The sequence below is a fragment of the Labrenzia sp. 5N genome (assembly GCF_012395805.1).
Lineage (GTDB): Bacteria > Pseudomonadota > Alphaproteobacteria > Rhizobiales > Stappiaceae > Roseibium > Roseibium algicola.
Window position 1 is genome coordinate 372883 of record NZ_JAAZTM010000004.1, and the last position, 24632, is coordinate 397514.

The window sequence follows — 24632 nt, forward strand, 5'->3', positions numbered from 1 at the left end:
TGCGGCGGTTTACCCTTCAGTTTTTGCGCAGACTTGTCGAGTCTCCCGGCTCTTTCCACCAAGGGGCAAATGAACGCAGGGGTTGACGTTGCCTGGTTCAGCCCCCAGTTTCGGATCACAACAAGGCGGGGATTTTCGCCACATAATTCAAAAGCTTGCATGGGAGAACCTTATGACCACCTGGCGCGTCTACTTATCCGGCGAAATCCATACCGACTGGCGTGACAGGATCATGGAAGGCACATCCGCACTCAAGCTTCCGGTGGAATTTTCCTCTCCCGTGACGGATCACGATGCCAGCGACGATTGCGGCGCGACCATCCTGGGTGGTGAGGACAACAAGTTCTGGTACGACCACAAGGGCGCGAAGGTGAACGCGATCCGCACGCGGACGCTGCTGGAAAAAGCCGACATCGTCGTGGTCCGCTTCGGCGATAAATACAAGCAATGGAACGCAGCCTTCGATGCCGGCTATGCCGCTGCGCTCGGAAAGTCACTGATTGTCGTTCACGACCCGTCGCTGACCCACCCGCTCAAGGAAGTTGACGCAGCTGCTCTTGCGGTCGCCGAGACCTCCGAACAAGTCGTCGATATCCTCAAATATGTTATACTTGGGAAGCTCGATCGGTGAGCAGGTCTTGAAATTAACAATTTCATTACCATACTAATAGACACTATGGAAAAGCCCGGGTGTTTTTACCGGGCAACCAGACCTCCGCCAAATGGAACGGCTTCTTGAAGTGAGGCAGTCGCGAAAAGACTGCGCACGTCGATGTCCAGTTCCGAGCAGGGTCTGAAAAGTACTTTAGTATTATCATCAACACTGTCATCAAGGCGTTGAAAAAGGCAGCTATGGAAGCCGTCGTATGCCAAGATGCCAAGAATTGGAAAGAAGACTCCATGCTACATGGAAACGTGAAATGGTTTGATCAGCGCCGAGGTATCGGCACGATCGAACCGCAGGACGGCGAGGACATCCTTGTCGACATCTCGGCCCTGCGCCGGTCCGGTATTGACACTCTGAAGGAAGGCCAGCTTGTGGCATTCGACCTGGAGTGGCGCCGCGGTCAAATGGTGGCTGAAGACCTGAAAGTCCTGTAAGGTCACTTACAGGTCATTACCGGGTACAAGGGCGGTTCGACCGCCCTTTTTTATTGGATTTTTTTCAGATGCAAATTGACGAGAGATTACAACAGGGCATCTCCGCCCACCGCAGCGGCAATCTGGAAGCCGCCCTCAGCGCCTACAAGGATGTGCTATCGGAAGATCCCGACCATGCGGACGGCCTGCATTTCCTGGGGCTGCTCCATTTCGATGCCGGCAAGGCGGACAATGCGGTTGCGCTTATCCATGCTTCCCTGGAAAGGAACCCGCGCAATTTCTCCGCCTGGAACAACCTCGGCAACATCCTGAAGCTTTCAGGCGACAAGGACGAAGCCTTGAAGGCCTATTTGCGCGCAGTTGAAATTGAAGTCCGCCACGAGGAAGCCTGGAAGAACATCTCGATGATGCTGCAGGAAGCCAGCAACAACGACGAGCTTCTGCCCATGCTGCGAGAAGTCGTGCGCCTCGACCCGAACAATCACAGCGGCTGGCACAACTTCGGCATATCGCTGATGCTTGCCGGCAAAAGAGAGGAAGCGGCAGACGCTTTCGAACGGTGTCTGCAGTTCCCGCCAGACGTCTGGAGCGACAAGGGCTGGCATCCGCGCGTACTGTGCGCGCTTGGACGGGCCGAAGTCGCCACACGGCATATGGAGATGCTTGTCGCAACCTACCCCGACGACCCGGTCATCCGCTATCAGTTTGCTGCGATCCGCGGAGAAGACCTGTCGCTTGCCCCCGCGGACTATGTCCGGGATCATTTCGACAGCTTTTCGGAAAGCTTTGACGACGTCCTGAACGGGCTCGGCTACCAGGCGCCGAAGCTTGTTGCCGAGGAAGTCGCGGAGCTGGCCAGGGAGCGCGACTTGCCGTTTGCCCATGTGGTCGACCTTGGCTGCGGGACCGGCCTTTGTGGACCACTGATCCGCGACCACTGTGCCCGGCTCACCGGCATCGACCTGTCACCGGGCATGCTGCGCAAGGCCGCGGCACTGAAGGTCTACGACTTCCTGGTCGAGGGGGAGCTCGTTGGATTTCTGTCCTCCGACCTGCCGGCCCAATTCGATCTGGCAGTCTGTGTCGACACGCTGTGTTATCTCGGCGAGCTGGAGCCTTTCATGCGGGCGCTTGCAGGAGCCCTTGCCCCGGGTGGCATGCTCGTCGCGAGCGTCGAGCATCTCGACACGTCAGACGGGCCGGACTACCGCGTGGATGCTACGGGGCGCTACGCCCACCGGCCCGAATATCTAAAGCGCTGCGCGGAGGCCGCGGGCCTTCTCTATGCGCTGGAGAAACGGGATATTCTGCGCAAAGAACTCGGCAAGGATGTGCAAGGGCTCGTTTTTCACATCCGCAAGCCAGGCGCCAGCCAAACGTGACAGTCTGTCCGCGCGGACGGCAAGTGAATTCGTGCAAGGACATTCAAAGCGGTTGTGCCGGGGCGTAAAGTTGTTACGGTGTCGCCGTTGGGAACGAGTGTCCGTTTGGAGGGACCGTTAATGTCGGAATGCAATGTTCTGCTGGTGTATCCGCGCTTCAATGCCGGGTCATTCTGGAACTATGGTGCGACCTGCGAAATGGTCGGCGCCAAATATCCCGCTCCTCCTCTCGGCCTGATCACAGTTGCGGCAATGCTGCCGGAAAACTGGAATGTCCGGCTGATCGACCGCAACACCGGCGCCCTGACGAACGACGATCTCGCCTGGGCCGACATGGTGATGACCGGCGGCATGCTGCCCCAGCAGGCCGATTGCCTCGCCGTCATCCGCCGTTCGCAGGAAAAGAATGTTCCCGTCGTGGTCGGCGGTCCGGACGCAACCTCTTCTCCGGAAGTTTATGAAGCGGCCGACTTCCTGGTCCTTGGGGAAGCCGAAGGCATTCTCACCACCTTTGTCGACGCCTGGAAGGAAGGTGTCCGCAACGGCCGTTTCTCGGCCGAGAAATTCAAGGCAGACGTTTCCTCCAGCCCCGTACCGCGCTTTGACCTTCTGAGATTCGACGATTATGTCCAGATCGGCGTGCAATATTCGCGCGGCTGCCCGTTTACCTGCGAATTCTGCGACATCATCGAGCTGTATGGCCGGGTGCCGCGCACCAAGACCAACGACCAGATGCTGGCCGAACTCGACCGGCTGTACGAACTTGGCTACCGGGGTCACGTCGACTTCGTCGATGACAACCTCATCGGCAACAAGAAGGCCGTGAAGGGCTTCCTGCCCGAACTGGCGAAATGGCAGAAGGAACGCAGCTACCCGTTCGAAATGTCGACCGAGGCTTCCCTCAACCTGGCGGATGACGAAGCCTTGTTGAAGATGATGCAGCAGGCCGGATATTTCTCGGTCTTCATCGGCATCGAAAGCCCGGACCCGGACGTTCTGGTCGCGACACGCAAGAAACAGAACACACGCCGCGACATCGCCAAGAGCGTGCACAAGATTTACGATGCCGGCATCTTCGTGCTGGCCGGCTTCATTGTCGGCTTCGACGAGGAAAGCGACAAGGTGGCGGACGAGATCTCGGCACTGATCGAGGAGGCCGCAATCCCTGTCGCGATGACCGGTCTGCTCTATGCCCTGCCGAACACCCAGCTGACGCGCCGGCTCGCCAAGGAAGGCCGTCTGCATGCGGATTTCGCCACCGATGATCCGGATACGGAACATGGCGATCAGTGCACCGCCGGGCTCAACTTCACCACAGTGCGCCCGCGCGCGCAGATCCTGGAAGACTTCAAGCAGGTCATCGACCGGGTCTATGGTCCGGAAGCCTACTTCGGCCGCGTTCAGAAGGTGGCTTCCATGCTCGACATGAGCGGCGCTAACGGCTCGATCTTTGGCGCCGGGTTCTTCCACGATATCAAGCTGTTCGGCCGTCTTATCCTGGCAATGACCTTCAAGGAAACCACCTATCGCGGGCCCTTCTGGAAAACCCTGATCAAGACCGCCTTCACCAATTTCAGGGCGATCAAGCCGGTCATGATGATGCTTGCGCTCTATGTGCATCTGGGGCCGTTCTCCCGGTTCGTGGTTGCCCAGATCGACAAGCAGATTGCCGATATCGAAAAGGGCAACTGGGAACAGCCGGCGCTGGTGGCCGCCGAGTAATCGGATAAGGTCACCCTCCTTCAGCTGACGGGATTGGCGGGAAAAGAGTTGCGGTCCGGTATCTCCAAACGCAGCGCGCTGGGGTTCATCCTGGTCACGCTGGTTCTCAATTCCATGGGCATCGGCCTGATGATGCCGGTCATGCCCTCGCTCCTGACCGAACTCACCTCGCTGCCTGTGAGCGAAGCCGCCCGCTGGGGCGGTGCACTGAGCGTCGTCTACGCCTTGATGCAGTTCGCCTTCGGTCCGACGCTCGGCAATCTGTCCGACCGCTTTGGCCGCCGTCCGGTGCTGCTGGTGTCCATGTTCGCCATGGCTGTCGACTACCTGATCATGGCCTTCTCCTGGCATCTGGCCGTGCTGTTCATCGGCAGAACCCTGTCAGGTGTTGCCGGAGCAACCTTCTCGGCCGCATCAGCCTTCATTGCCGACGTGTCGTCCAAGGAAGACAGGGCCAAGAACTTCGGCCTTGTCGGGGCCGGATTTGGTGTCGGCTTCGTACTCGGGCCGATGATCGGCGGTTACCTCGGCGAATACGGACCGCGTGCGCCCTTTTATGCCGCCGCAGGCCTTTCCTTCGTCAATTTCCTCTTCGGCTATTTCATGCTGCCGGAAACGCTGAAGGACGAAAACAGAAGAGATTTTGACTGGAAACGGGCCAATCCATTCGGGGCCTTCAAGCAGATCGCCGCCTATCCGGCGGTGCGCACGCTGCTTCTGGCCATCTTCCTGTTCGACATCGCCCATTACGTCTACCCGTCCGTCTGGAGCTACTATGCGGAGGAGGTCTTCGCCTGGAGCCCCGGAGACATCGGTCTGTCACTTGCGGCCGTCGGTGTCGGGTTTGCCTTCGTTCAGGGATACCTGATCCGTGTCCTGGAACCAAAGCTCGGGCCCGGCCGGACACTCTTCATCGGGCTGGCCGCCAATCTCGTGGCCTTTGCCGGTCTCGCCGTCGCCGATACCGGCTGGATGGCCTATCTGCTGATCTCGTTCGCGGCGCTTGGTGCGATGGCAACGCCTGCCTTCACCGGTCTGATGTCGGTCCGTGTCCCGGACAATGCGCAAGGCGAATTGCAGGGCCTGATTGCCAGTGCCGCCGGCCTTTCCATGGTGGTGAGCCCGCTGGTGATGACCCAGGTCTTTGCCACGTTTTCAGGTCCTGATGCGGCGATTTCTTTTCCCGGCGCGCCGTTTGCCCTGGCAGGCGTGCTGATCCTCGCCGCCATGCTGATCGCCCTTCCCTTCATGCGTCTTCAGGAAAGACTGCCGTCACCTTCCGAGGCGGCAGACCGGAAGACACCAGCCGAATAATCAGGTTTCCCCAAAAGTGACAGGCACCTTTCCTCCCCTTCTCGACGGTCCACGTCTTGCACCGGCCTCCGGCAAACCCGCTCGTCAGCTGGTTGTGATCCTGCATGGCTACGGCGCGGATGGCCTTGACCTGATCGACCTCGGGCGCGCCTGGCAGGGACAGCTTCCCGATGCGGCTTTCGTTGCGCCGAACGCTCCTGAACACCTTCCCTTCGAAGCGCTCGGCGGACGGCAATGGTTTGCGCTCGAAGAGCGCGATCCCAATGAATACCGCCTCGGCGCGCAGGCCGCCCAACCGGTGCTCGACCGGTTTCTGGACGACGAACTGGCCTGCCATTCGCTGGACGGCAGCGCGTTGGCATTGGTCGGCTTCAGCCAGGGAGCCATGATGACCTTTCAATGCGGCCTGCGCCGCCCGTCTCCGCCAGCGGCCCTGATCGGTTTTTCCGGACTGTTGCCGGGAGCCGGCCAGCTGGGTCCGGTCAACACGCAAAGCCCGGTGCTGATTGTTCATGGCGAGGAAGACGATGTCGTTGCCAGCTATCATGCCCAGGCAGCACAAAAGGCGCTTGACGATGCCGGGGTTTCCTCAAGCCTGCACCTTTTGGCCGGCCTCGGCCATTCGATCGACGAGCGCGGCATGGTGCTGGGCGGGCGGTTTCTGGAAAAGGCATTTGGCCCGGCAATGCCGGTCTGAAGACGGTCTTGCATTGGTTAATAGCCTGTTAACGGTTTTGCAGGATGCTTTCTGCAACTGTGCCGGACCAGAAAGGGCCGGACAAGCCGGGATCCGAAGCCATGCAGATTTCCATCGAAACCACTACGCAAAGCGCGAGCCTTTTTACGGCTTCCTTTTCGAATGGCGGCGCTGAAGGCCCGAAGAACGATCCCAAGGGCAACGCCTACGGCCACGAGATCGGCCAGCGGAATGGCCACGACAAGTCCCCCGCCGTCAATGCTCTGGAAGCAGCCAGCAAACAGGCCGAGGAAGACGCGGTCGTGATCGCCGCCCTTCAGGATGCGGTCGAAAAAGGCAAAGGCAAGGACGACGACAAGGAAAAGGACGGCGCGCTGGCGACCGTCGAGGACTATCAGAAGACCGCCGGCAAACTGAAGGTGGCTCTTGGTGAAGAGGAAAGCGGCGCTTCGGCGAATGTCGCCTATGAAAGCGCGACGATTTCAACGACCACTATTGAAGCTGAAATCGGTGGTGAAACCGTTTCAGCGCAGTTCGTATCCTTCGAGCGGGTGTCCTACGACAGCGAAACCGGGCTGTCCGTCCGCTCCGCAAACGCCTCTTCCATCGAAGGCAACTTCGACAACGGCTCCTTCAGCTACCAGAGCGCTGCCGTCAGCGAGCTTTATGCAGGCACCGGCGACCAGGTTTCGAACCTCCTCGGCCTGGTAGCCTGAGCAGGCAGCCCTTCCGCGTACGCTCCGGTTGGGACGTGGGCTGGACCGGACTGCCGGATCAAGTCCGGCAATGACGCACGTTGGAAAAAGCCAGATCTGACACCTGACTTAAAAAGGGGAGCCGAGCTCCCCTTTTCCATGCCTTACGCCTTTTTCAGGTAGGCGACGATGATGTCCAGAGCCGCCTGAAGGTCACCCTTGTCGATCATTTCAGTGACCGTGTGGATGTAGCGGGTGCCGACGACGATGCCGATTGCCTTGGCACCGGCAGCCGCCTGCTGGGCAGCCGCGCCGTCCTGGCCACCAGCCGCCAGCATGGTGCGCTGGAACGGGATCTTTTCCTTGACCGCAATGGCTTCGATTTCCTTCACCAGATCGCGGTCCGCGATGAAGCTGGAATCCTTGACGTGCAGACCGAAGCCTTCGCCCTGCACCGTGGTGCGGTCCTGCTCGGGAACGCCCGGCGTGTCGCAGGCAAGCGTGGTATCGATGCCAAGCCCGATATCCGGCGCAATGGCGAAGGACGCGGTGCGCGCGCCGCGCAGGCCGACTTCTTCCTGGCAGGTGAAGGCGACGTGAATTTCGCAATCATGCTTGGCCTTGCCCAGACCCCTGATCGCCTCGATGCCGAGCCAGCAGGCGATGCGGTTGTCGAGCGCCTTGGAGACGACCTTGTCGCCGACCTCGATCAGCGGCTCGTCCATGGTCACCATGTCGCCGACCTTGACGATCTCCTTGGTCTTTTCGCCAAGGCCCATGTCGATGACGAATTCCTTGGGCTCCGGCACCTTCTTGCGCTCTTCCGGAGAAGAGATGTGGATCGGCTTGCCGCCCGGGTTCATCACCCCCTTGAAGTCGCCTTCATCGGTAGACACCAGCACGCGGCGGGAGAACAGGTTACGGGCATCGAAGCCACCAACCGGCTGCACGTGAACGAAGCCCTTGTCCGTGACATGTGACACCAGGAAGCCGATCTCATCCATGTGGCACAGAAGCATGACCTTCTTCGGGGTTCCCTTCTTGGAAGCCTTGCGGCTGTCGCGGCGGCAAAGCAGCGAACCCATCGGATCGACGGTAACCTCGTCGAACAAGCCCTTGATTTCCGCCTGAATCAGGTCGCGGACCCGGTGTTCGTGACCCGGTACACCCGGCGTTTCGCAAAGTCGGCGAAGCAGATCGATATTCATGGAACTTCCTGTGAAGGTTGGAAAATCGGCACGATCCTAGTCCGAAAGACCGCGCGGGATAAAGAGCCAAGACAGATTAGTTCGAAAAGAGAGGCTTGTTGCAGGTGCATGGCCTGCGATAAGCCTCGGCAGGAAACCGCATCCCCCATGCGAATCCTGACAGACCGTTCCGCCGTTTTCCGGCACAGCCCTTCAATGCGAATGGAAAGGTTTTCTTCTTTGACCACTCTCTTGTCCGGCACCGTCCATGTCGAAACGCGCGCCGTCACGGTCGGCAACTACACCGTTCACGTTCGCTGCTGGACACCTGAAGTTCGTTTGCCCGGCAAGGTGCCGGTGCTTCTGTTTCACGATTCTCTTGGCTGTATCGCCCTCTGGCGCGATTTTCCCGAGCGCCTTGCCGTGGCCAGCGGACGGGTCGTGATTGCCTATGACAGGCCCGGCTTCGGCCAGTCGTCGGTGCGCGAAGACATCCTGCCCGCAAGCTTCATTGCGGATGAAGGCAGAACGGTTGTGCCCGCGCTGTGCGAGCAGCTGGACCTCACGCGATTTGTTGTCTGTGGGCATAGCGTCGGTGGTGGCATGGCGGTGCATACGGCCGCACAGCATCCCGAGAAGGTCACGGCCCTGGTCACGATTGCCGCTCAAGCGCTTATCGAGGACCGCACCCTGGAAGGTGTCCGCGAAGCCCGCACCGCATTTGCCGATCCAGGCGCGTTCGACAGACTTGCGCTCTATCACGGCGACAAGGCGCGCTGGGTGCTGGATGCCTGGACGGAATCATGGCTTTCGCCCGCCTTCGCCCATTGGTCCCTTGACGATGCGCTTGCCGGTGTCCGCTGCAGCACCCTTGCGATCCACGGCGCAATGGACGAATACGGATCAATCCGCCACCCGGAACACATCGCCAATAGCACCGGCGGACAAAAGGTCATCCTGGAAGGAAGAGGGCACACGCCTCACAGGGAATGCCCGGACCTGCTGGTTGAAACCATTTCCAGTTTCCTGGTGAATATTTCGTGATCCGGCACCCGGGCAGGCTGCTTGCCGTCGCAAGAAAAGGAAAACTGCGGTCGGTCTTCGCAGATTAGCGAAGTCGGTTTAACTTCTTGCTCGCCAATTTCGAAAAATCGTCCACCTGTTTTTCGCTTTGCCATTGCAGTGTCGCAATTGATGACAACATTCTAAAGGTAAGCAAAAAGCGTCTCCCGTCTTCTCGGAGAGATGTAGCGCCTTCCATTGCGACGATCCCGGGGAATCCCATGACCCAGAAAAAACGTTTTATTCTTTCCATTGACGGCGGCGGCATTCGTGGCCTCATTCCGCTTCGGCTGCTTGAGACACTTGAAAGCCGATTGAGCCAGCGCGGCGTTAGCGAGCCGCTGCACCAGGTTTTCGATCTGATGGCCGGTTCTTCTACCGGCGGCCTCATTGCTGCAGGCCTATCCGCCCCGCGCCCAGGCGGCACCGCTGGCGCACCTGCCGCGACCATTGATGAGCTGCGCAGCTTCTTCGAACGCGACGCGCGGGAAATCTTCAAATCATCAATCTCGGCACGACTGGCCAGAACCGTCACCAGTTCGCTTGGCCTGTTCGATGAAACCTACGATCCGCGGCCGCTTGAAAAGCTGCTGAAGGAACGCTTCGGCTGGACCTCCATGGCCAGTGGCCTGACCCATCTTGTCCTGACCGCCTACGATCTGGAACAGCGCAAGCCTGTGTTCCTGACAAACGGCCTTGAAGCAAGCAGCGGCCGGCCGGATGACTACTACTTCTGGCAGGCTGTGCGTGCGACCACCGCCACCCCCTCGTATTTCGAACCGGCACGCGTTGAAAATCTCAGTCGCCGGCGCGAGGAAGCCCTGATCGATGGAACGGTCTTCATGAAAGACCCGACAGTGGCAGCGTATCTGGAAGCCCGCAATCTTGGCTGGGGCGACGACGAGATCGTCATCCTGTCGCTTGGCACCGGCAGGGCACCGGCACGGTCGTTCCTTTACAAGGACGCCGTTGGCTGGGGTGCCCTCGGCTGGCTGCAGCCCTCCAAGGGCGCGCCGCTGATGTCGATCCTGGCCGACGCGCAAAGCCAGACGACCTCCGATCAGGCACGGCAGCTCTTTGCAGAACTGCCGAACGTGACCTATCACAGGCTCGACGCCGATCTTCCACCGGAAGCCGAAGACATCGACAATGCCCGTCCCGGCAACATCATCACGCTGAATGGTGCTGCAGACAGGGTGATCCGCGACAACACTGTTTTCCTCGACGCGTTCGCCGACATGATCGCGGCGCATGTGGATAATAGCGAATCGGATGCGGAAGCACCCGATTTAGTGCATGCTGCCTGACGAGTGAGGTGATCGTCGCGGCGGGAGCAACGACGGCGGAACACCCAGACTGGCGCACGAGGTTTCGACGTGAGAACGGGGAAAACAGGCAAGCGAAATCGCTGGGCACCCTCGGTGTCCGGCTTCATGGCATTTGCAGCCGCGTTCCAGGTATCCTGTCTCGTTGCGTCAGCCGCGCCGGTGCCGACAGCCAAACCGGCCGATCCTGTCTCCGAGGACTATTCGCCGACCGTCGAACTGGTTGCAGGTGTGCCTGTCCCGGTAAAGAAGCGTGATGTGCCGGAAGGCTATGTCGCGAACAAGCCCAAGCTGGTGCTTTATGGGGACCAGCCGGCACGAGACTATTTCGGCGCCGCCACCGGCCCCGCTCAACTGAAAGCCCGCTCGATCGGATCCTACGCCAAGGGTTGCCTCGCAGGCGGAGCGGAACTGCCGACGGACGGCCCGACCTGGCAGGCAATGCGCCTGTCGCGCAATCGCAATTGGGGCCACCCTGTCCTGATCGATTATCTCAAGGATCTGGCGAGCGATGCCCCCAAGGTCGGCTGGAACGGTTTGCTTGTCGGCGATATCGCGCAGCCGCGCGGCGGGCCGATGACATCCGGCCATGCCAGCCACCAGATTGGCCTCGATGCCGATATCTGGCTGACGGAAATGCCGAACCGGCGCCTGACCGCCCAGGAACGCGAAGACATCTCCGCTATTTCGATGCTGATCGGTCCGATGGACGTCAAGGGTGCAGACCGGCGTGTCGACCCCAGGAAATGGTCGGATGACCATGCTCGGCTGATCCGGCGCGCCGCATCGGACCAGCGTGTTGCACGCATCTTCGTCAGCCCGACGATCAAGAAAGCTCTGTGCGATTTCGAGAAGGGCGGCAACCGCGCCTGGTTGCGCAAGGTACGGCCGTGGTGGGGGCACCACTATCACTTCCACGTACGCCTTTCCTGCCCTGCAGGCAGTGCCGGCTGCAAGAACCAGAACCCGCCGCCCCCGGGCGATGGCTGTGGCGCGGACCTTGCCTATTGGCTGTCCGACGAACCCTGGGTTCCCAAAAATCCCCCCAAGCCTGGAGAACCTCCGAAGGTGGTCAAGAAACGGCCCATGGCTCTGGCAGCCCTGCCGAATGACTGCCGGTCGGTGCTGACGGCCAATTGAGACCGGCTGGGTGACGCCTAGGCGTTCGGCGATTGCATCGGCCCCAGAACCCTGGCAACGAAGACCAGATCCAGCCAGCGGCCGAACTTGGTGCCGGCTTCCGGCAGACGGCCGGCAACATGAAAACCAAGTTTCTCGTGAAGGGCGATGGAGGCAGAATTGTCCCCGTCGATGACGCCGACCAGCACATGTAATTTCATGTCGGTGGCAATGTCGACCAACCGCTCCAGAAGCGCCTTCCCAATGCCGCGCCGCTGTGCCGCCGGGTCGACATAGACGGAATGTTCCGCCGTCAGACGGTACCCTTCGCGAGGCCGGAACGGCCCGAAGCTGGCGAACCCGAGAACAGTATCTGCATCGTCCACGGCCACCAGAACCGGCAGCCCCTGCTTTACCCGGCCTTCGTACCAGGTCAGCCTGTCGTCCAGCGTTTCCTCACGATTTGTCCAGGCAGCCGTCGTCTCGCGCACAGCCTGGTTATAAAGCGCCAGGATCGACGGGACATCCTTCGGTTCTGCATTACGGATCAACATCATGCTCTCTTGTCAGGCTGCTCGACACATCAGTGCCGCTGCAATCTAGATCACACTTTGAGGTTGATTTGCCACGACAAATGTCACCTGCGGGCTACGTCATTTGCCGGAGGCGCCATATCCCTGCCGGAGCGGCGAAACCCGGCATTCGCCCGAGGGTGCAAAAAAGCACCGGAATTCAACGCCCGAAGGCTTCAATCTACTAGGCGAAATCGAATTGCAATGGTAAAGGGGCGGCCATGACGACGAAGAAGCTTTCCAACATCCGCAACTTTTCCATCGTGGCTCATATCGATCACGGCAAGTCGACGCTGGCCGACCGCCTGATCCAGATGACCGGCACGCTGACCGACCGCGAAATGACCGAGCAGGTGCTCGATTCGATGGACATCGAACGCGAGCGCGGCATCACGATCAAGGCGCAAACAGTGCGACTAATCTACAATGCCAAGGACGGCGAACAATATACGCTGAACCTGATCGACACGCCGGGCCACGTGGACTTTGCCTATGAAGTGTCCCGCTCGCTGGCGGCCTGTGAAGGCTCGCTGCTGGTGGTCGACGCCTCTCAGGGTGTGGAAGCCCAGACGCTCGCCAACGTCTATCAGGCCATCGACAACGATCATGAGATCGTGACCGTCCTCAACAAGATCGACCTGCCTGCGGCCGAACCGGACCGCATCAAGGAACAGATCGAGGACGTGATCGGCATCGATGCATCCGAAGCCTGCATGATCTCCGCCAAGACCGGTCTTGGTGTCGACGACGTGCTGGAAGCGATCGTTTCCAAGCTGCCGCCTCCGGAAGGTGACCCCGAAGCGACACTGAAGGCGATGCTGGTCGACAGCTGGTACGACACCTATCTCGGCGTGATGGTGCTCGTCCGTGTCATCGACGGCTCCCTGAAGCGGGGCCAGAAGATCAAGATGATGGGTACGGGCGCTGCCTATGATGTCGACCGCGTCGGCGTCATGACCCCGAAATTCCTGCAAGTGGACGAGCTGAAGGCCGGCGAGATCGGCGTCATCACCGGGTCCATCAAGGAAGTGGCCGACACCCGTGTCGGTGATACCATCACCCTGGAAAAGAAACCCTGCACGGAAGCCCTTCCGGGCTTCAAGCCGGCTCAGCCGGTCGTGTTCTGCGGTCTCTTCCCGGTCGACGCGAACGACTTCGAGGATCTGCGCGCTGCGATGGGCAAGCTGCGCCTCAACGATGCCTCGTTCTCGTTTGAAATGGAAACATCCGCAGCTCTTGGCTTCGGCTTCCGCTGCGGCTTCCTCGGTCTGCTGCACCTGGAAATCATCCAGGAACGTCTCTACCGCGAATTCGACCTCGACCTGATCGCGACGGCGCCGTCGGTGGTCTACCAGATGTCCCTGACGGACGGTGCGGAAGTCGAACTTCACAACCCGGCTGACATGCCGGATGTGGTGAAGATTTCCGAAATCCGCGAGCCCTGGATCCGCGCAACCATCATGACGCCGGACGAATATCTGGGCGGTATCCTGAAACTGTGCCAGGAACGGCGCGGTCTTCAGATCGACCTGTCCTATGTCGGCTCCCGCGCGATGGTAACCTACGACCTGCCGCTCAACGAAGTCGTGTTCGACTTCTACGATCGCCTGAAGTCGATCTCCAAGGGCTACGCGTCGTTCGACTATCAGATTTCGGACTACCGGGCCGGCGATCTGGTCAGGATGTCGATCCTGGTCAACGAAGAGCCGGTGGATGCGCTTTCCGTGCTCGTGCACCGCAGCCAGGCGGAACGCCGTGGCCGCGCCATGTGCGAAAAGCTGAAAGAGCTGATCCCGCGGCACATGTTCAAGATCCCGATCCAGGCAGCCATCGGCGGCCGCGTGATCGCCCGCGAGACCATCTCCGCCCTGCGCAAGGACGTGACTGCCAAGTGTTACGGCGGCGACGCCACCCGTAAGCGCAAGCTGCTTGAGAAGCAGAAGGCCGGCAAGAAGAAGATGCGTCAGTTCGGCAAGGTCGAGATCCCGCAGGAAGCCTTTATCCAGGCCCTGAAGATGGACGAGTGAGAAACCGATTGGCGCACCGCGCCAATCCCAGCAAGGCCTTGCCATGAGTATTGAACAGACCCTTTCCGACCGCGCCGGCAACGCTTGCGAGTTCTGCGGCGCTACCGAAGCTCTGCGGCCGCTGGATGTCGGCCCCGATACGGATGGCACGGCCGAAATGGCGGTTCTGGCCTGCGCCACATGTGCCGACCAGATTTCAGGTGCCGCCGATATCGACCCGAAGCATTGGCTCTGTCTCAACGAAGCCGCCTGGAGCCAGGTTCCCCCGGTTCAGGTTGTCGCCTACCGCATGCTTTCAAGAATGCGGGACGAAAGCTGGGCTCGCGATCTTCTGGACATGCTGTATCTGGACGACGAAACGCTTGCCTGGGCCAAGGCCGGCCTTGGCGGCAGCGCGGGCGAAGGTGACGACGGCGTGATCCACAAGGATACGCACGGCGCCATTCTTGCCGCTGGCGACACGGTGACCTTGATCAAGGATCTCAAGGTCAAGGGCGCCAACTTCACCGCCAAGCGCGGCACTGCAGTGCGCAACATCTCCCTTGTTGCGGACAATGCCACCCAGATCGAAGGCCGCGTGAACGATCAGCGGATCGTCATCCTGACAGAGTTCGTGAAGAAGGCCTGATCAGCTCGTTTCTGAGCTGATCAACACGCCCCGGGAGAGCGCTTACGCCGCATCCCGGAAGACCTGAAGGATAGCCGAAACAATTGTCGGGTCTTCCCGGCAGAAGAGCGTCATCCTTGTTTTCGGCAATTCGGGCAGCCGATAGAGTTCCCCGACTTCGCGGCATCCCTCCGGAATATTTCGCCGGTCGAGACAGGCAATGCCGAGCCCTGCGCTGACGGCCCCCTGTATGGCACCGACACCGGTGCCGGTGAAGGCGTCTTCAAAAGCGATCCCTGCATCCTTGAGCGTGCCAGTTGCCAAGCGGCGGAGGGCGCAGGTTTCCGAAAGCGCCACCAAGGGGAACGGGGTACCGGTTTCCCAGGTGAAATCCCTGGCGGCAGTCCAGACGAGATTTTCCTCGAACGCCACATGACCCGTGCCCTCGACGTCCTCGGAGCGCACCATGATCGCGCTGAACAGACCTGCCTTGAAGTCATTGTACAGCGTATCGGAATAACCGACCGCAACATGGAGACGATGTTCCGGCAAGGCCTTGCTGAGGGAGGCGATAATCTCCGGGAGGCGGCCTCCCGCGGCGTGATCGCTGATACCGCACCGAAGCCGCTTTTGAACGGAAGGACCTGAAACGCGGGCCGTCACCCTGTCATGCAGGTCGATCAGACTGAGGGCGTCACTTAAAAAACGAGCACCGAAGCTCGTCAACCGGACGGACCGGGGCGATCGGCTGAGCAAGGTGTTGCCGAGACGGTCTTCCAGTTTCTTGATCTTGACGCTGACAGCAGACTGGCTTGCCCCCGTCATCTGTCCTGCCCGGGTAAAGCTGCCTGTTTCGGCAACTCGAACAAAAGCGCGCAAGAGATCCATGTCGAGATCGGTCATGCAATCATTCTAATTTATGATTTTTGAAATATCAAAGATTTGTTTCTGTTATCTTTGGTGCCGCAATAAGGTTGGCAGCATCACCGAATGACGGAGGACAAGATGCCGCTTACCAATGTTTCCCTGCTGAAAGGCTCCAGGACAGCTGCGCAGAAATCAGCAATCCTGGACGAGATCTATCAGGCAATGCGCGAGACCTTCGGCGTGCCGCAGGACGACAAGTTCATGATGATCACCGAACATCCACGCGAAGATTTCCTGTTCGGCCGCCACTTCATGAATATCGACCGGTCGGACGACCTGATCATCATCCAGCTGACCGTCAGCGATACGCGCAGCGTCGACCAGAAGAAAGCGCTGTTTGCCCGGATCGCAAAGGGCCTGGCCCGCGAAGTCGGCATCCGTTCCGAAGACATCTTCATCAACCTGGTCGAGACAAGGCTTGAGAACTGGTCGTTCGGCCATGGCGTCGCGCAATATGCCGACAGGCAACCGGTCGCCGTTTGATCCGAACCGGACAGGAAGCCGGTCGACCTGATCACCAGGCAAAATAGCGAACGCACTAAAATGCGGGATTGCCTCCCAAAGACAGAAACGGCGCCGGGCTTGCCGCCCAGGCGCCGTTTTCTGGTTTGGAAGTCTTGTCCAACCGGCCTGTCCTTGCAGAGGGTCGATCGGAAGGTTTGGGGACCGGCCTTTCAGCCGGTCTTCAGCCTTAGCGCCGGTTGAGCGGAAGGTCGGCCAGTTCACGCTGGGACATGCGCACGATTGCCGGATGGGACATCGGGTCGGTGCGGTCATATGCGGAAGCCGGACGAGCCGTCAGGTGTCGGCGCATAAACAGTTTCATCATGAGTTTCATTCTCCTTATTATTGTTGTTTGCATGGCCAAATTCCTTCTTTGAATTTAGCTATGCTCCTTATATAGACGCCACTACTCGCTAAAAAAATCGACTTATTCTGATTTTCAGTTTAGCTTTTCTAAAATGAAAAACCTCAATCGCATTCACCTCTCCGGTCTTCGCGCCGTGGAAGCCGTCGCCCGGTTGGGCTCTGTCAAGGCGGCCGCGGACGAACTCGGCGTAACCGTCGGCGCCGTCAGCCAGCAGGTTCACAAGACCGAGGCCCAGCTTGGCGTGCAACTGTTCGAGCGGCAGAACCGTTTGCTGTTGCCAACCGCACATGTGCTTGCAATGCAGCCACATCTGACCAGCGCCATGTCCTCGCTTTCGACCGCGATCGCCACCACCCAGCGCGGACGGGAAGATGCGCTGACGATTTCGGTTGCCCCGGTCTTCGCCGGAAAATGGCTGGTTTGGCATCTCAAGAACTTCAACAAGATGCATCCGGGGATCCGGGTTCGGGTGGAAGCGACGGTGGACCTGGTCGATCCGGACATGAGCGATGTCGATTTGTGTATCCGTGTCGGCAAGGGACCCTATCCGGGCGTCAAGGCAGAGCAGTTGCTGCACCAGCGGGTGTTTCCCGTCTGCAGCCCGGCGTTGGCCAGACAGATCAAGGAGCCGAAGGACATCGGCAAGCTGCCGATCATCCGTGACCCCGGACAAATGTTTACCTGGAAAACCTGGCTTGATCTCTTCGGCCTCGATGAGAGCATCCTGCAGGACGGACCGACCTTTTCAGACGGTTCGCTGTGCCTGGATGCGGCAATTGCCGGCCACGGGGTGTTTCTGGCCTGGGAAACGCTTGCGGTTTATGCAGTGAAGTCCGGCCAGGTGATTGCCCCCTTCCCCGAGCGCCCCGCCACGGGCAGCGCCTACTGGCTGGTCAGCGGTAAAAACGCCCCTCAGACAAAGGCCAAGAAGGCTTTCGGCGACTGGCTGCGGGAGGAGTTGCAAGGCTCCATCGGCAGACCGAAAGGAGCCGATATGGTGGAGGCGTGAGCGTTTTTCGCTCATCGCGCACCTCTACTCAGCACTTGCAATGGATTTGCCCAGTATGTCGGCCTTCACGGCACCGCGTGTGCCCATTGGCCGGTCCGGACCGACGGTGCTGTCGCGGCGGGTCTGCGCTTCCATCTCGCCATTCAACTCGGCCCCGAGCAAGATGATATACGCCGAAATCCAGAGCCACATCAGCAGGATGATGACGCCGGCAAGGCTGCCGAACGTTTTGTTGTAGCTGGCAAAGTTCGCCACATAGACCGAAAATCCGTAGGATGCGGCAAGCCACAAGAGGCAGGCGATGACTGCCCCGGGCGTGATCCATTTCCATTTGGCATCGGTTCGAGACGGCCCGAACCTGTAAACGAAGGAAAGACCGGTGACGGTCAGAAATCCCAGGATGATCCAGCGGGCCGATGACAGGACCTTCTCCAACCAGTCCGGCAAGGCGAGATAACTGAAGACAACCGGCAGCAGAAGGGCGGACACCAACCCCAAGACCAAAGCGAAAACAAGCAGGATCGTCATCACGAAGGTTCGGGCTTTCAGCGCAATGAACCCCCGCTTCTCAACCTCGTCATAGGCGATATTAAGTCCTTCCATGAGGCTGGCCATGCCCTTGGAGGTGGAATAGAGCGCGATGCCCAGACCGATAACGAAGGCGAAGCCGAGCCCCGCATTCTCGCTGCCCGCTACATCTGCGGCCTGCGCCAGAATGATTTGCGACGCCTCCTTCGGCAGAAAGTTCTCGATCATTTCAAGCTGACGGCTGACCTCGACAGGTTCAACCACAAGCCCTGACAGCGCCGTGAACGCAGTTATGGTCGGGAAGATCGCAAGAAGACCGTAGAAGGCAACGCCGGCGGCGATCAGGTCGATGTGGTCGCGCTGGACCGCGTTCCACACCCGGTAGCTGATATCCAGCCAGCCCATTGGCGGGATCTTTTCCGGACTGCCCGCATCTCTTCCACGTGCCATGTTACCCCCTCAGTTGCCTGCCCACGCCCTTCTGTCCACGGACGTTGGCAAACAGCAGGGAGTTCAAAGGTAAACGCCCGGGTGGGGATTGAGTTCCGGTGCCTGGGGCTCGCCACTACGCGTTGGCCGGATTGAGGCGCGTGGCTGCCTCTCCTTTTCCGCTTGCCAACGCCTCGCCTTTCGCTACATTGACGCCCCATGAGCGACCTTACCGCACATATCCGCCGTTCCGGCCTTTGCAGTGGCTCTCAGCCTCTTTCCGGGATCGACGTGCGCCTCATCGAGCTGCAGGGCCCCGCCTGCGGTCGATTTACGCGCTAACGCGCTTTAATTCCGGCGCTTTTCTTCTCTTCGGGAACTCACGCAATAATGCGCATGAGGCCGTGGCAATCACCGCCATTATTCGCTAAAAGACCCCGACTTTCTGTTTCGACACCTCCGCGCGCACCGCGCGAACCGACGACCGAGTACGCATGTCCAACCTCGACACACTTGAATCCGATCTTCTGGCCGCCATCGAAGGCGCCGGGACCGAAGCCGCCCTGGAAGACATCCGCGTTGCCGCCCTTGGCAAGAAGGGCTCAATTTCCGAGCAGATGAAAACGCTCGGCAAGATGACGCCTGAAGAGCGCCAGGTGATGGGCCCTGCCCTCAACGGCCTCAAGGCGAAGGTCACCGACGCCATCGCCGCCCGCAAGGATGTGCTGGCGGAAGCGGCCCTGGAAGCACGGCTGGCCAGCGAGAAGGTGGATATCACCCTTCCGCTGCGCGCAACACCGGCGGAGACCGGCCGTATTCACCCGGTCAGCCAGGTCATCGACGAACTGACGGCGATCTTCGCCGACATGGGCTTTTCCATTGCGGAAGGCCCGGACATCGAGACCGACGAGCTGAACTTCACCGCGCTGAACTTTCCAGAAGGCCACCCGGCGCGCGAGATGCACGACACGTTCTTCTTCAATCCGAAAGAAGACGGCGAACGGCTGCTGCTGCGCACGCACACCTCGCCGGTGCAGATCCGCACCATGCGCAATCAGGAACCACCGATCCGCGTCATCATTCCGGGCCGGACTTATCGCTGCGACAGTGACCAGACCCACACGCCGATGTTCCACCAGGTGGAAGGCCTCGTGATCGACAAGGACAGCCATTTCGGTCATCTGAAATGGGTGCTGCGGGAATTCTGCAAGGCCTTCTTCGAAGTCGACGACATCAAGATGCGCTTCCGCCCGAGCTTCTTCCCGTTCACCGAACCGTCCATGGAAGTCGACATCCAGTGTGACCGGTCCGGCGGCGAAGTGAAGATCGGCCAGGGCGAAGACTGGCTGGAAATTCTCGGCTGCGGCATGGTTCATCCGAACGTCATCCGCAACTGCGGCCTCGACCCGGATGTCTACCAGGGTTTTGCCTGGGGCATGGGGATCGACCGCATCGCGATGCTGAAATACGGCATGCCGGACCTGCGCGCCTTCTTCGACGCCGACGTCCGCTGGATCCAGCATTACGGCTTCCGCCCACTCGACCTGCCGACACTGTTCGGCGGTCTGTCCAGTTAACCGCCTGAATTTGGGGGCGCCATCATGTCATTGCTGATCCGCATCGTTCTTGCCGCCATGCTGACCGTTGCCGCCCTGTTGCCGGCAGCCGCGCAGACCAGCGACCAGGAAACACGCGTCGCGACGCCGACCTCGTTCCTCGAGGCCTGCGCGGACAAGATCGAGAACCGGGGCCGGCTGCGGTTCTGCGATACCTACTTCCGGGAGAAGCTGGGCACCGAAGCCGACGCGTTGCTTTATCTCCGTGACCGGATCACGCGTCTGCGTGCCGGCCACGAGGCAAGCTCGGCCGAAAAGTACCAGAGCTTCCTGCAGGCAATCTATATCGTGGCGTTCCTGACCATTGCTTCGATCGTTCTGATCGCCAGCGACCGGCGGATCGGCGGTACCGCCAAGTGGGCCGGCTTGACCAGCACCGCGGCCCTTCTGGTGATGGTGTTGATTGTCGCCATGGGCTGGCTCGGCAAGTACCGGGCCGAATATGCGGCCCAGGTCGAACTCGGCATCCTGCGGGACCGGATCGAGACGGAAGCTGCCCAGGCGATTGCCACCAAACAGCAGATCACGCCGGAGATCGTGCGCGGCTGGACCCGCGACTTTTCCGACATCGGCCGCCGCTTTGCCGAAAACTACGGCGCAGCGACCATCATTCCCGAAGTGGACCGGCTCGGCAACTGAGGCCTCCACGTCCCGTTTCGCGGTCCTGAGACCGCACCAAGTTTGAAGAGATCGAAAGATGAAATTCACCCTTTCCTGGCTCAAGGAGCATCTGGAAACCGACGCCAGCCTGGAAGAGATCGTTGAACGTCTCACCCTGATCGGCCTGGAAGTCGAGGAAGTCACCAACCGCGCTGACCGCCTGAAGCCGTTCAGAATCGCAAAGGTTCTGGAAGCCGAACAGCACCCGAATGCCGACCGGCTGCGCGTCCTGAAAGTTGACACCGGCGAAGGCGACCCGGTGCAGGTTGTGTGCGGTGCGCCGAACGCCCGCGCCGGACTTGTCGGCGTGCTCGGCAAGCCGGGCGACTATGTTCCCGGCCTTGATGTCACGCTTTCCGTCGGCAAGATCCGCGACGTGGAAAGCTTCGGCATGATGTGCTCGGAGCGCGAGCTGGAACTTTCCAACGAACATGACGGCATCATCGATCTGCCGGCGGATGCGCCGGTTGGCATGGCCTATGCCGAATGGGCCGGCCTGGATGAGCCGGTCATCGAAATCGGCCTGACGCCGAACCGCCCGGACTGTACCGGTGTATACGGCATTGCCCGTGATCTTGCCGCAGCCGGCCTCGGCAGGCTGAAGGAACGCAGCAACGAACAGGTTCGCGGCAGCTTCCCCTGCCCGGTCGACGTGACGCTCGATTTCGGCGACACCAAGCCGATGTGCAAGGCCTTCGGCCTGCGCCTGGTCAAGGGCGTGAAGAACGGCCCCTCGCCGAAATGGCTGCAGGACCGCCTGACCGCCATCGGCTTGCGCCCGATCAACGCCCTCGTCGATATGACCAACTACATCACCTTTGATCAGGGCCGGCCGCTGCACGTGTTCGACGCCGACAAGGTTCACGGTAATCTTGTTGTCCGCCGTGGCAAGCAGGGCGAGAAGATCGACGGCCTCAACGGCAAGAGCTACGAGCTCGATGACACGATCTGCGTTATTTCCGACGACAACGGCGTTGAAAGTCTCGGTGGCATCCTGGGTGGCGAGCCTTCCGGCTGCACGGAAGAGACTGTCAACGTGCTGATCGAATCCGCCCTTTGGGACGAGGACGACATTGCCGCCACAGGGCGCAAGCTCGGCGTCAATACGGATGCACGCTATCGCTTCGAACGTGGTGTCGATCCCAACTACATGATGCCGGGTCTGGAATATGCCACGCGCATGGTCATGGACCTGTGCGGCGGCGAGCCGTCCGAAACGGTGCAGGCCGGCTCCGTGCCGGATACCAGCAACATCATCGATTTCCCCTATTCGGAAATCAGGCGCCTGTCCGGCGTCGATGTTCTGCCTGCTGAAGCAAACGTCACCCTGAAGTCGCTCGGATTCTGGATCTCAGGCGCCGGTGACACGGTCAAGGTGGCCGCGCCAAGCTGGCGACCGGACATCGAAGGCAAGGCCGACCTCGTGGAAGAGGTTGTGCGCATCATCGGTCTGGAGCGTGTTCCGTTCACACCACTGCCGCGCACCGGTACCGTCGGCCAGAAGGTGCTGACCACCGGACAGATCCGCCGCAACAAGGCGCGCCGGGCACTGGCCGCCCGTGGCTTCAATGAAGCGGTTACCTGGTCGTTCATTGCCAAGGATCACGCTGAACTCTTCGGTGGCGGCAGCGCTGCGCTTGCACTGGCCAATCCGATTTCCAGCGAGATGTCCGACATGCGCCCGAGCCTGCTTCCGGGCCTTTTGCTGGCGGCACAGCGCAATGCCGACCGGGGCTATGGCAACGTCGCCCTGTTCGAAGTCGGTCAGGTGTTCGAGAACGATACTCCGGAAGGCCAGAAGATGGTCGCAACCGGCGTGCGCCGCGGGTCCGCGAAGCTTCAGGGTTCAGGCCGGCACTGGTCGGGTGTTTCCCAGGCCGTTGACGTGTTCGACGCCAAGGCGGACGCCGAAGCAGCGCTGGCGGCCATCGGCGCACCGGTAGACAAACTGATGGCGTCTGCAGATGCCCCGGCAACGTTCCACCCGGGCCGGTCCGGCTGTCTCAAGCTTGGCCCGAAAAACGTTCTGGCGGTGTTTGGTGAAGTTCATCCGCGCACGCTGCAGCTGCTCGACATCGAAGGACCGCTGGTCGCATTCGAGATCTTCCTTGATGCGCTGCCTGAACCCAAGGGCAAGGGTGGCCGTTCCAAGGGTGCCCTCAATGTCAGTGGCCTTATGCCGGTTCAACGCGACTTCGCGTTCCTTGTCGGCAAGGACATTTCGGCCGAGGCCTTGCTCAAAGCGGCTCGTGGCGCGGAAAAGACGCTGATCAGCGATGTCACGCTATTCGACATTTACGAAGGTCAGGGTGTGCCGGAAGGCCAGAAGTCAGTCGCGATCGACGTGACACTGCAGCCGCGTCAGAAGACCCTTACGGACGAGGAAATCGACGCTGTGGCAAAGAAGATCATTGCCAATGTCGAGAAGGCAACCGGCGGCACGCTGAGAGGCTGAACCGGCGTTTCACAAGACTGGAAAAGGGGCTGCGCGAACACCATCGCGCGGCCTTTTTTACTGGCGGGCCTGCCCCATCTCTGCACAGACAAGGACGGAACATTTCGGGTTGTCCTTGGTCGGCACGAATGTCGGCCGCACCGTCTGGCCCGAGAAACACTGGTTCCGACCGACGACAAACCGGTCGAACTTGTAAGGGCCTGATTTCAGATTGATGCCCCCGAATCTCTTGATCAGGTCCTGCGTCTGGTCACAGGTCAGTTGCGTGGTATCGGGCTGACGCCGGGTTTGCGCTTCCGCCTGCAGCACAGGGACAAGAGCCGCACACATAAACAGGCCTGCCTGAAGTGCGGACTTCGCAATTAACAGTTGTTTTCTTGTATTATTCTCGTTCATCGCAAGGCCTTTCCTGAGTATTCAGGCGAAGTCATGTATTAAATGGCTATGATTTCCAGCAGTAGGCAATCCGTATTTCATATTTGTGAAACGGTTTCCAAATGCAACACAGCGTTGCCCCGTCCGCGCATGAAATAGCAAGAAAAGCCTGCAAGGCGGTTAAGACTTGTGCCTCTTTATCCTGTTTTTGCAGAAGGATCCCGTTTACCGCTGCGTCCGGTTCTGGAAACACCTGTAGCCGACGGAGCACTGCGGATTGTCGCGCGTGGGAGCAAATTTCGCACGGACCTGCCCCGTTTGCGGCCGGCAATAGCTACCGTTTGCAACGAAGCGGTCAAAGGTCGACTGGCCGGTCGTCAGGACGATGCTGCCACTTTTCCTGACCAGTTCCTGAGCCTGGGCACATGTCATTGAACGCGTGTCCGGACGCCCGGCCTGGGCCATGGCCGGTTCTACGGCGGCAGTGCCCCCGAGCCAGGTAAACGCCAGGAAGCCGAAACATGCGCTTCTGGAAAGTCGGTTCACATGACGTCTCCTGTTGAAGTCCGGGAGGGCAACCGGCCCGGATACGGCTCAGTCATACCGCCAGGGTTGGGGATTGATACAGCGAAGCACGTAGCATTTCGCATTGTCCTTCGTTGGAATGTAGTCCCGGCGCGTGACCTCGCCATGCTGGCAGTAGCTCCGGTTGGCCACATACCGGTCGAACGTATAGCGCCCGGTGCTGAGCACGACAGCCCCACGCTGATTGATCATGGACTGAACCTGTCCGCAGGACATGGCGGTAGAATTCGGCCGTCCGGATTGGGCCGCGGATGGCAGAGCGGTGACAAGCACCGCCCCGCAAGCGGCCAGTGCGGCGATCATTTGTGTGCGTGGCAAGAGGTACATCGGCAATTCCTGAAAAGACCAAACGTCTCCGAAGGAGATG

25 protein-coding genes are annotated in these 24632 nt (G+C 60.1%); 17 read left to right on the top strand and 8 right to left on the bottom strand.

The genetic code is table 11. The annotated features are described in order from the left end of the window. The first annotated feature begins 172 nt into the window (after positions 1–172). The 7 genes from HEP89_RS04780 to HEP89_RS04810 all read left to right on the top strand — a co-directional run bounded on the left by HEP89_RS04780 (position 173) and on the right by HEP89_RS04810 (position 6932). Positions 173–631: a YtoQ family protein gene (locus tag HEP89_RS04780; protein ID WP_022999702.1), complete on the top strand. Its 459-nt coding sequence runs from the start codon at positions 173–175 to the stop codon at positions 629–631. A 269-nt stretch (positions 632–900) separates the two neighbouring features. Beyond that, a complete protein-coding gene (locus HEP89_RS04785) occupies positions 901–1101 on the top strand; it encodes a cold shock domain-containing protein (RefSeq protein ID WP_031268890.1) in 201 nt (66 codons plus the stop codon). A 68-nt stretch (positions 1102–1169) separates the two neighbouring features. Continuing rightward, positions 1170–2483, top strand: coding sequence for a tetratricopeptide repeat protein (locus tag HEP89_RS04790; RefSeq protein ID WP_156912359.1), 1314 nt, complete (start codon positions 1170–1172; stop codon positions 2481–2483). Between the two features lie 120 nt (positions 2484–2603). Beyond that, the gene (locus tag HEP89_RS04795; RefSeq protein WP_055657417.1) at positions 2604–4205 is read left to right on the top strand and encodes a B12-binding domain-containing radical SAM protein; all 1602 of its coding nucleotides are present in this window, start codon (positions 2604–2606) and stop codon (positions 4203–4205) included. A 48-nt stretch (positions 4206–4253) separates the two neighbouring features. Further along, the gene (locus HEP89_RS04800) at positions 4254–5519 is read left to right on the top strand and encodes a TCR/Tet family MFS transporter (protein WP_077290897.1); all 1266 of its coding nucleotides are present in this window, start codon (positions 4254–4256) and stop codon (positions 5517–5519) included. 16 nt (positions 5520–5535) lie between these two features. Beyond that, positions 5536–6216: a dienelactone hydrolase family protein gene (locus HEP89_RS04805; RefSeq protein WP_168691451.1), complete on the top strand. Its 681-nt coding sequence runs from the start codon at positions 5536–5538 to the stop codon at positions 6214–6216. A gap of 44 nt (positions 6217–6260) precedes the next feature. Then, the gene (locus tag HEP89_RS04810; protein ID WP_077290898.1) at positions 6261–6932 is read left to right on the top strand and encodes a hypothetical protein; all 672 of its coding nucleotides are present in this window, start codon (positions 6261–6263) and stop codon (positions 6930–6932) included. 143 nt (positions 6933–7075) lie between these two features. On the opposite strand, the gene HEP89_RS04815 is transcribed toward HEP89_RS04810, so the two are convergent. Continuing rightward, positions 7076–8119, bottom strand: coding sequence for a M20/M25/M40 family metallo-hydrolase (locus HEP89_RS04815; protein ID WP_062490583.1), 1044 nt, complete (start codon positions 8117–8119; stop codon positions 7076–7078). Positions 8120–8338: 219 nt separating this feature from the next. Here HEP89_RS04815 and HEP89_RS04820 point away from each other — a divergent pair, with 219 nt between their 5' ends. The 3 genes from HEP89_RS04820 to mepA all read left to right on the top strand — a co-directional run bounded on the left by HEP89_RS04820 (position 8339) and on the right by mepA (position 11625). Beyond that, positions 8339–9142 carry an alpha/beta hydrolase gene (locus HEP89_RS04820; RefSeq protein ID WP_062491963.1) on the top strand — a complete coding sequence of 268 codons (804 nt, stop codon included), beginning with the start codon at positions 8339–8341 and terminating at the stop codon, positions 9140–9142. A gap of 239 nt (positions 9143–9381) precedes the next feature. Next, positions 9382–10467, top strand: coding sequence for a patatin-like phospholipase family protein (locus HEP89_RS04825; protein WP_022999692.1), 1086 nt, complete (start codon positions 9382–9384; stop codon positions 10465–10467). A gap of 126 nt (positions 10468–10593) precedes the next feature. Further along, positions 10594–11625 (top strand): penicillin-insensitive murein endopeptidase, encoded by a 1032-nt coding sequence (mepA, locus tag HEP89_RS04830; RefSeq protein ID WP_022999691.1) that lies wholly within the window; start codon positions 10594–10596, stop codon positions 11623–11625. Positions 11626–11642: 17 nt separating this feature from the next. Here the strand turns inward: mepA and HEP89_RS04835 are convergent, their stop codons facing one another. Beyond that, positions 11643–12161 carry a GNAT family N-acetyltransferase gene (locus HEP89_RS04835; protein WP_228148068.1) on the bottom strand — a complete coding sequence of 173 codons (519 nt, stop codon included), beginning with the start codon at positions 12159–12161 and terminating at the stop codon, positions 11643–11645. Between the two features lie 236 nt (positions 12162–12397). Between HEP89_RS04835 and lepA the strand changes: the two genes are divergently transcribed. After that, positions 12398–14203: a translation elongation factor 4 gene (gene lepA, locus HEP89_RS04840; RefSeq protein ID WP_022999689.1), complete on the top strand. Its 1806-nt coding sequence runs from the start codon at positions 12398–12400 to the stop codon at positions 14201–14203. A gap of 43 nt (positions 14204–14246) precedes the next feature. Next, positions 14247–14831: an alkylphosphonate utilization protein gene (locus HEP89_RS29810; RefSeq protein ID WP_075284413.1), complete on the top strand. Its 585-nt coding sequence runs from the start codon at positions 14247–14249 to the stop codon at positions 14829–14831. A 42-nt stretch (positions 14832–14873) separates the two neighbouring features. Here the strand turns inward: HEP89_RS29810 and HEP89_RS04850 are convergent, their stop codons facing one another. Continuing rightward, on the bottom strand, positions 14874–15713 hold the full coding sequence (locus HEP89_RS04850) for a LysR family transcriptional regulator (protein WP_168691452.1): 840 nt from the start codon (positions 15711–15713) through the stop codon (positions 14874–14876). Between the two features lie 102 nt (positions 15714–15815). Between HEP89_RS04850 and HEP89_RS04855 the strand changes: the two genes are divergently transcribed. Next, on the top strand, positions 15816–16220 hold the full coding sequence (locus HEP89_RS04855) for a tautomerase family protein (protein ID WP_031268883.1): 405 nt from the start codon (positions 15816–15818) through the stop codon (positions 16218–16220). A 208-nt stretch (positions 16221–16428) separates the two neighbouring features. Here the strand turns inward: HEP89_RS04855 and HEP89_RS04860 are convergent, their stop codons facing one another. Further along, positions 16429–16566, bottom strand: coding sequence for a hypothetical protein (locus tag HEP89_RS04860; RefSeq protein WP_167579506.1), 138 nt, complete (start codon positions 16564–16566; stop codon positions 16429–16431). A 133-nt stretch (positions 16567–16699) separates the two neighbouring features. Between HEP89_RS04860 and HEP89_RS04865 the strand changes: the two genes are divergently transcribed. Then, a complete protein-coding gene (locus HEP89_RS04865) occupies positions 16700–17617 on the top strand; it encodes a LysR substrate-binding domain-containing protein (protein ID WP_022999684.1) in 918 nt (305 codons plus the stop codon). 24 nt (positions 17618–17641) lie between these two features. On the opposite strand, the gene HEP89_RS04870 is transcribed toward HEP89_RS04865, so the two are convergent. Continuing rightward, positions 17642–18595 (bottom strand): YihY/virulence factor BrkB family protein, encoded by a 954-nt coding sequence (locus HEP89_RS04870; protein ID WP_055657403.1) that lies wholly within the window; start codon positions 18593–18595, stop codon positions 17642–17644. A 473-nt stretch (positions 18596–19068) separates the two neighbouring features. On the opposite strand from HEP89_RS04870, the gene pheS reads away from it, so the two are divergent. From pheS to pheT, 3 genes are read left to right on the top strand one after another with little or no spacing between them, the layout of a single operon-like run. Then, on the top strand, positions 19069–20151 hold the full coding sequence (gene pheS / locus HEP89_RS04875) for a phenylalanine--tRNA ligase subunit alpha (RefSeq protein ID WP_168686433.1): 1083 nt from the start codon (positions 19069–19071) through the stop codon (positions 20149–20151). 24 nt (positions 20152–20175) lie between these two features. After that, positions 20176–20829 carry a hypothetical protein gene (locus tag HEP89_RS04880; RefSeq protein ID WP_022999681.1) on the top strand — a complete coding sequence of 218 codons (654 nt, stop codon included), beginning with the start codon at positions 20176–20178 and terminating at the stop codon, positions 20827–20829. Between the two features lie 58 nt (positions 20830–20887). Then, positions 20888–23305 (top strand): phenylalanine--tRNA ligase subunit beta, encoded by a 2418-nt coding sequence (pheT, locus tag HEP89_RS04885; protein WP_168691453.1) that lies wholly within the window; start codon positions 20888–20890, stop codon positions 23303–23305. Positions 23306–23362: 57 nt separating this feature from the next. Here the strand turns inward: pheT and HEP89_RS04890 are convergent, their stop codons facing one another. The 3 genes from HEP89_RS04890 to HEP89_RS04900 form a co-directional block, all read right to left on the bottom strand. Next, the gene (locus HEP89_RS04890) at positions 23363–23701 is read right to left on the bottom strand and encodes a hypothetical protein (RefSeq protein WP_145915833.1); all 339 of its coding nucleotides are present in this window, start codon (positions 23699–23701) and stop codon (positions 23363–23365) included. Positions 23702–23905: 204 nt separating this feature from the next. Beyond that, a complete protein-coding gene (locus tag HEP89_RS04895) occupies positions 23906–24226 on the bottom strand; it encodes a hypothetical protein (protein ID WP_228148069.1) in 321 nt (106 codons plus the stop codon). 48 nt (positions 24227–24274) lie between these two features. Beyond that, positions 24275–24592 carry a hypothetical protein gene (locus tag HEP89_RS04900; RefSeq protein ID WP_077293189.1) on the bottom strand — a complete coding sequence of 106 codons (318 nt, stop codon included), beginning with the start codon at positions 24590–24592 and terminating at the stop codon, positions 24275–24277. Positions 24593–24632: the final 40 nt, after the last annotated feature.